This is a genomic window from Nocardioides phosphati (assembly GCF_014646375.1).
In the GTDB taxonomy this organism is placed as follows: Bacteria; Actinomycetota; Actinomycetes; order Propionibacteriales; family Nocardioidaceae; genus Nocardioides; species Nocardioides phosphati.
Genome location: NZ_BMNI01000009.1, coordinates 107,031 through 113,620 on the forward strand (window position 1 = coordinate 107,031; position 6,590 = coordinate 113,620).

Sequence of the window (6,590 nt, forward strand, 5' to 3'; positions counted from 1 at the left end):
TTCACTACGGTTGCAACATGCCATCGACCGCCGTCCTGGAAGCACTCGCCGCCTTCGTCGAGGAGCGCGACTGGGCGCAGTTCCACTCGGGCGCCAACCTCGCCAAGAGCGTCGTGATCGAGTCCGGCGAGTTGCTCGAGCTCTTCCAGTGGACCGATGAGGCCCCACGTGATGACGTCGCCGCCGAGCTGGCCGACGTCCTGTCGTACTGCTACCTGCTGGCCATGAAGCTCGACCTCGACCCGGACAAGATCGTGCTCGACAAGCTCGAGGAGACGCGGGTGAAGTACCCGGTGGAGAAGGCGCGCGGCCGGAGCGAGAAGTATGACCAGCTTCCGGATTGACCGGTTCCGCTTCGACCGGGCCAACCTCGAGGCCTGGGCGGGCACGGATCCCAAGCACCTGAACTGGCCGGTCGTCTACGCGCTCGACGGCCCGAACCACGTGTATGTCGGCGAGTCCTCGCGTGGCGCGTCGAGGCTGCGGCAGCACCTCGACTCGAAGGAGAAGGCGGCGCTGCGTGCAGCCCGCGTCGTCGTCGACCCGACGTTCAACAAGTCCGTCTGCCTGGACCTTGAGTCGTTCCTCATCCAGATGTTTGCCGGCGACGGCACGTTCAGCGTGCTCAACAAGAACATCGGCGTCTCCGACCGCGACTACTACCGCCGTGACGACTACCAGGCGACGTTCGACGCGATCTTCGAGGAGCTGCGGGAGGCGGGCCTCTTCACGCGGACGATGCCAGAGATCAAGAACTCGGACCTCTTCAAGCTCTCGCCGTTCAAGGAGCTGACCGAGGACCAGGCGGGCGCCGTCGAGGTCATCGTCGAGGGGCTCTTCGAGGACCTCGCCGCGGGTACGTCCAGTCGGATCGTCATCCAGGGTGCACCCGGCACCGGCAAGACGGTCGTCGCGATCTACCTGATGAAGCTGCTCAGCGACATCCAGAACTCCTCGGAGGACGAGGTTGTCGAGGGAGACGAGCGCCTGTCGGACTTCTTCCAGCCTGGGTACTGCGAGCTCCTGCAGGGCTTCCGCGTGGGCTTGGTGGTCCCGCAGCAGTCGCTGCGTCGGTCGATCGAGCGGGTCTTCAGCAAGACTCCGGGCCTTCACCGCAGTCAGGTGCTGAGCCCCTTCCAGGTCGGCGGACGGGCTGAGGGCTTCGACCTGCTGATCGTCGACGAGGCGCATCGCCTCAACCAGCGCGCGGCGCAGGCAGCGGGCCCGCTGAACCGTATGTTCGCCGACATCAACAAGGCCCTGTTCGGCGAGGACGACGTCCAGCTCACGCAGGTTGACTGGATCATGAGGAAGAGCCGGCACCAGATCTTCCTTGTCGACGGCGAGCAGTCCGTACGCCCGGCAGACCTCGCGCCCCACACGGTGCGTGCGTTGGTCGAGTCAGCCCGGGCCGAAGAGCGTCACTACGTACTTCGCTCGCAGATGCGGGTGAAGGCTGATGACGACTACGTCGCCTATATCCGCAGCGTGCTCGACGGGACGGTGACGGAGCGGCGCGAGTTCGGCGAGTACGACCTGCGCCTCATCGACGACGCGGGGGAGTTGCAGGACGAGATCCGGAAGCGCGAGAAGGAGGCCGGCCTCGCCCGGATGGTCGCTGGCTTCGCGTGGCCGTGGAAGACGAAGAACGACCCCGAGGGCTTCGACATCGAGCTCGACGGCGTGAAGCTCCGCTGGAACTCGACCGACGTCGACTGGGTGTCCTCGAAGACCTCACCCGACGAGGTCGGCTCGATCCACACCATCCAGGGCTACGACCTCAACTACGCCGGCGTCATCATCGGCCGCGACCTGCGCTTCGACCCCGAACTGGGTCGCCCGGTCTTCGACCGGAAGCAGTACTTCGACCCCCGCGGTACGACGAACAACCGCGCGCTCGGGATCGTCTACACCGACGACGACATCCTGCAGTTCGTCCGCAACATCTACGGCGTGCTGCTGACCCGCGGCATGCTCGGCACGTACGTCTACGTCTGTGACGAGCCCCTGCGCGCGTACCTGCGGCGCTGGCTCTGACACACCCGCGTCAAACGCGGCGGAATGACGCATCCGGGCTCGGCGGTCATCGCGGACGTAAGCGGATGCGCACCGCACCGCTATTAGGCGTGAGCTGGGAGCACACGGGTATTTGTACCCCAGACTGTCGGTGGTCGGGCCTAGACTCCGGGCATGAGTCGATATAGCGGCGGATGCACAGCGCCAGTCCGCGGCCACATCCGTGGCGGCGGTGCCGATTGCCCGGTTCACGGTTACGGCCGATCGCAGTCCTATTATTCGCCCGCGACCTACTACAGCCAGTCGCCAACCCGGCGGGCGACCGGCGGAGGCGGCTCGGGAGGGGGCGGTGGTACCAAACCGCGCTGGTCCTCCAGTACCTCGACCGTTGCGTACACGCCCGAACAGGTACAGGCCCTTGACCGTTACCGCACGACGGTCGAGACCGTAGGGATCAAGTCTGACCTCCGCGACTTGTTCCTCTGCCATGCGTGGGACGACCGGCAGAGTATCGCGATGGAGCTTCACGATGCCCTCATTGCGAACGACGTCTCGGTCTGGTTCAGCGAGAAGGACATTCTGCTTGGCCAGCCGTTCATGCGCGAGATCGACCGTGGCCTGGCGCGTTCCCGCGTCGGCCTCGCCCTCATCACGCCGTCCTTTCTGAAGCGCGTCGACGGCGGCGGGGTGTCGGACAAGGAGCTGTCCGAGCTGCTGTCTCGCGACCTCCTTATCCCCGTCGTTCATGGCACCACATACGAGGAGATTCGGAAGGTAAGCCCGCTACTCGGCTCGCGGAACGGCCTGGACACTGCGGAAGATTCGATGGACGTCATCGCCACCAAGATCGCTGAATTGGTCAGCCTCGACGTCACCGTCTGAGCACGCTCGCTGTCACCCGCTCCTACTCTGCGCCGGCCGTCAACATTGGGCTGCTCCGCGATCGGCGGGAAACCAGTTGCGGCGGCAGGCGGCGGGCGGGCGCTCGCAGGTCCGCGGTCTGGCCCACAGAGTCTTGGAGCCCCGGGGAGTCTGCCCCGGGTCTGGTCGACACCCGCTTCACGAATATGCGGAATGCTCGGCAAGGACGCGGGAACGAATCCCTTACTCGATGGTCTTGAAGAGATGCACGCGCGGGGAACTGTCCATCAAGTCCTCAGCGAGCGCCTCGTCCGCCAGGAGACGTCACACCCCGCGCGTCGCGACGTTGCCGATTTCGGCAAAAGTGTCGGCGCCCACAGCTAGCCTCACCAACGTGGAGATCGCCGCCTATCAGCAGGTCGTCGCGGACGCTCAGGCCGACGACGACACAGCTCACGAGCTCGTGCCCTTGCTTGGCACGGGTGCGCATGTCGGGGCGATCCTTGATGCGCAGCAGAGGTTCCTGCGAAATACTCTCTCTGCTGCAGGCCGAACACGTGCCATCGAACGAGCGGTCGGCCGCTTGGTGCGCTGGTGCACGGTGGTGGCGAATGGTCTGGGTCTCGACTTTGATGAGGTAGCTCGTGCCAACCTGCGGAAGGTAGACCAACGGCACCGGAGTCTTGGACACGGAGGCATCACCGCCGAGATGCCGGTCGAAGGACGCTCGCTCACCTTTTCGTACTACGCCCGGCTCGCAGCCGAGACCGACCAGGACATCGGTGCTGGCTCGGACCCGTTGGAACTCAGCGTCCCCCTCCTCGGCTTGGCTGGCGAGGTCGGCAGCCTTTTCGTAGAACAGAAGAAGCGGTACCGGGGCGACTCCAAGATCAGCAACTGGCAAGCCTTCGTCGCCGAAGAGCTCGGTGACCTGCTGTGGTATTCCTCGGCGGTTTGCCGACACCTCGGCGCTGACATCGACACGGTCATGAAGGGTGACGCCGACCGCCTGCAGGGCGTGGAGCCTGTCAATCGAGCGCAGCGCCACAAGCCGTTCGACGCAACGTTCCCGCAGGAGGAACGGTTTCCCCGACAGCTGCAGTTGCGGTTCGTGGAGGACCGTTCGAGCGGTGAACCCAAGGTGACCATGACGCTGATCGACGCGGTGCCAAACGCGTTTCCAGACGGCGCCATCCCGCTCGCAACCGGTGATATGCCGAAGATGAAGGGCTATACGGTCGGACAGCAACTTGGCGACCAGGTCGACAACAATTCGCATCGCGACGACGCCTATCGCTACCACGATGCGATCCATCTCGGTTTCCTCGCGGTTCTGCAATGGTCGCCGAACCTTCGCAACCTCCTCCGAATCAAGCGAAAGTCGGTGCCAACGATCGACGATAATGAGGACGGTGCCCGGGCAGTTTTCGCGGAAGAAGGCCTGGCAGCAATACTCGCTAAGCAGGCGTTCGTCAACGACGATTACCTCGAGGTGCGCAAGGTTCCAGAAGAGCTCCTTGAGCTGATTGCCAGCGTCACCGACGACCTTGAGGTCTCAATCCTGTCCGTTTGGCTGTGGGCAGAGGCCATCTGTCAAGGCTTCCAAGTCCTGCGTCTGCTTGCCCTTAACCGCGGGGGCTTCGTCTTAGCCGACCTTGACGCGGGTCAGTTGCGGTACTCCAAGACCCCGTTCTCGCTGGAAAGAGGTACTCCATGACCGCATCCGACGTCCGGCCGCCGAATCCGCCGTGGACATCGCTGACCGATAACGGTGGCGGATATCTCTCGGTTTATCTCAACGACCCGCTTGCGCGGTGGCCGGTCCGCGAAGTCACCAAGCCGGCGGACAACAAGAGTGACCCGAACATTGAAACCAGTACCTATGGTCTTTTCTCGACCTGTGAGCCTTCAATGCGCAAGGCCATCGTTTCCAACGGCGCCGCCACGATCTTCTTCATGACCAGCCGTCACAGGGTCCGCTGGTTGACTGGCTACTACCACATTGGCTGGTCTGCTCCGGGTGTGCGGGGCGCCAGCCGAGGTGACTATGCGCTAGCTGCCGACGCGATCAAGTTCGTCGACCCGATCGACCCGAAGACCTTGGCGAAGCCGGCCCGCGCAGCTCTCCTGGTGCGCTTCCGTACCCAAAAGCCGATCGGGCCAGACATCGTGCAGCAGCTACGGAGCGAGATCGACGGCAAGACCGACCGGACCGAGGATTATCTCGCTGAGGTCAAGCGCCTGGAGCAGTTCTCCCTGGAGCACTCTGGGTTCGCATACCCGTCCTGGGGAAGGGCCGACGGGTTTAGTTGGGACGACGCACCTACCTACCTGCCTAGCGGTGCCGAGGCCGGCGCCGTGGATGCACCCAACAGCAGTCCGACGGGGCGCTGGCGCTGCGCACGCTGCGACCGCGTCGTGGCGAACAAGGCGCTACTCAAGCGTTGCCCGGCTTGCGGCGACACCGGCACCCTCTCGCCGGATCTGGACGCTGACTGATGCGCAGGGTGTTCCTGTCATATCAGCATCGCGACCAGATGCGGGCGAAGGGCTTCAACCTCATGTCCTACAACAAGAACCTCAAGCTTGATCTCTCTATCAGGCACCTGCTCGACCCGGTCAACAGCGAGAATCGCAACTACATCTCGAGCAGGATCAAGGACCAGCTGAAGGGCACCAGCGCGACCGTTGTCTTGATTGGGAAGGACACCGCTCAGAGCGAGTGGGTCGCGCGCGAGATCGAATGGAGCCGTGAGAAGGGAAACGCGTTGGTCGGGATCAGGATCGACGAGGGCGCCGAGATCCCTGCCGGCCTGACTGAGGCGGGGGCGGAAATTCTTGACTGGAACACGCCCTCTGACGCCGCCGAGTTCGGTCCTGCCGTGGAACGTGCCGTCCACGGCACCAGTCGAGGCAAGGACATGCCTCGAAACTCCATCAGCCATTGCTCGCGCTGACGATCCCGTTTCGAGCGCACCACATCGTGTGCTCACGAGAGATGGCTTCCTCGGCTTCGCCGACCACTCGAGGCCATGCCGCCTCATCGGCGTTCCTCGCCAAGGTGGCGGCCATGCCCAACTCCTGAGCGGCGAGAGCGTAGGCACTCGCGTTGATGCTGTGTTGGCGCAGTTGCGATTCGGCCACCAGAGCGGCACCGATGGTCGCGGAGACCCCCACGAGGTCGATGCTGATCACACCCTGGGCGCGCAGGAGGCCGAGGACGAGGCCGAACAGGGAGCAGAACCCAGCGCTCCATAGGAGTCGACGCCCGCGCGTGCGGTGAAAGCGTGCCTTTGAGGCGTACCAGCCACGCTGATCTTCAATCCGTCCCACGACGTAGGCATCTCGTCGACTCGTAAACGAAGCGGCGCGTAGGGCGCGCATCCCAGTCGTGATCTGCTCACCCGTGGTGATGGACGTGCTTACGTGACTGAGCTCATCCACGATCTGGCGCAGTCGGTGGACCAGTGCTTCGTCGACGTCGGGCGTGCCAATCGGAAACGGGTCCGCGCCAGTGACGTAGCACCAAGTCAGGGACTTGACCGACTCTGCCGCCGCGCGGCCCTGATACCAGTCCTCATCGGGCTTGCCGAGTCCAAGGTAGAGAGCCAGGACGATGGAGGCTAGGAAGACGGAGTGGAGTCCAGCAGAGTGGTGTACGACGTCCTGAGTGAGCGCGTGCCTCCAACGTAGGCGCGGCCACCGGGTGAATC

General features: G+C 64.0%; 7 protein-coding genes. 6 read left to right on the forward strand and 1 reads right to left on the reverse strand.

The genetic code is table 11. The features are described 5' to 3' along the window. Positions 1-17: 17 nt before the first annotated feature. From IEX47_RS15230 to IEX47_RS15255, 6 genes are all read left to right on the forward strand, one after another. A complete protein-coding gene (locus IEX47_RS15230; RefSeq protein WP_188784872.1) occupies positions 18-344 on the forward strand; it encodes a nucleotide pyrophosphohydrolase in 327 nt (108 codons plus the stop codon). Beyond that, positions 325-2,037 carry a DUF2075 domain-containing protein gene (locus IEX47_RS15235; protein WP_188784873.1) on the forward strand — a complete coding sequence of 571 codons (1,713 nt, stop codon included), beginning with the start codon at positions 325-327 and terminating at the stop codon, positions 2,035-2,037. Before IEX47_RS15230 ends, IEX47_RS15235 begins: the two co-directional genes overlap by 20 nt. 153 nt (positions 2,038-2,190) lie before the next feature. Further along, positions 2,191-2,898 (forward strand): toll/interleukin-1 receptor domain-containing protein, encoded by a 708-nt coding sequence (locus tag IEX47_RS15240; RefSeq protein WP_188784874.1) that lies wholly within the window; start codon positions 2,191-2,193, stop codon positions 2,896-2,898. A 373-nt stretch (positions 2,899-3,271) separates the two neighbouring features. Continuing rightward, complete coding sequence (locus IEX47_RS15245; RefSeq protein ID WP_188784875.1) at positions 3,272-4,594, forward strand: MazG C-terminal domain-containing protein; 1,323 nt, start codon at positions 3,272-3,274, stop codon at positions 4,592-4,594. Then, positions 4,591-5,376 carry a hypothetical protein gene (locus tag IEX47_RS15250; protein ID WP_188784876.1) on the forward strand — a complete coding sequence of 262 codons (786 nt, stop codon included), beginning with the start codon at positions 4,591-4,593 and terminating at the stop codon, positions 5,374-5,376. The genes IEX47_RS15245 and IEX47_RS15250 overlap by 4 nt, the downstream gene beginning before the upstream one ends. Further along, positions 5,376-5,834, forward strand: a complete 459-nt coding sequence (locus IEX47_RS15255; RefSeq protein WP_188784877.1) for a TIR domain-containing protein — start codon at positions 5,376-5,378, stop codon at positions 5,832-5,834. The genes IEX47_RS15250 and IEX47_RS15255 overlap by 1 nt, the downstream gene beginning before the upstream one ends. On the opposite strand, the gene IEX47_RS15260 is transcribed toward IEX47_RS15255, so the two are convergent. Continuing rightward, a partial coding sequence (locus IEX47_RS15260; protein ID WP_188784878.1) for a DUF4231 domain-containing protein occupies positions 5,815-6,590 on the reverse strand: 776 nt, incomplete at its 5' end. The two genes, IEX47_RS15255 and IEX47_RS15260, sit on opposite strands and share 20 nt — an antisense overlap.

Excerpts from the sequence above, each read along its gene's own strand:
- IEX47_RS15235 (WP_188784873.1), top strand. The coding sequence starts at position 325 with ATGACCAGCTTCCGGATTGACCGGTTCCGCTTCGACCGGGCCAACCTC.
- IEX47_RS15230 (WP_188784872.1), top strand. The coding sequence starts at position 18 with ATGCCATCGACCGCCGTCCTGGAAGCACTCGCCGCCTTCGTCGAGGAG.
- IEX47_RS15255 (WP_188784877.1), top strand. The coding sequence starts at position 5,376 with ATGCGCAGGGTGTTCCTGTCATATCAGCATCGCGACCAGATGCGGGCG.
- IEX47_RS15240 (WP_188784874.1), top strand. The coding sequence starts at position 2,191 with ATGAGTCGATATAGCGGCGGATGCACAGCGCCAGTCCGCGGCCACATC.
- IEX47_RS15250 (WP_188784876.1), top strand. The coding sequence starts at position 4,591 with ATGACCGCATCCGACGTCCGGCCGCCGAATCCGCCGTGGACATCGCTG.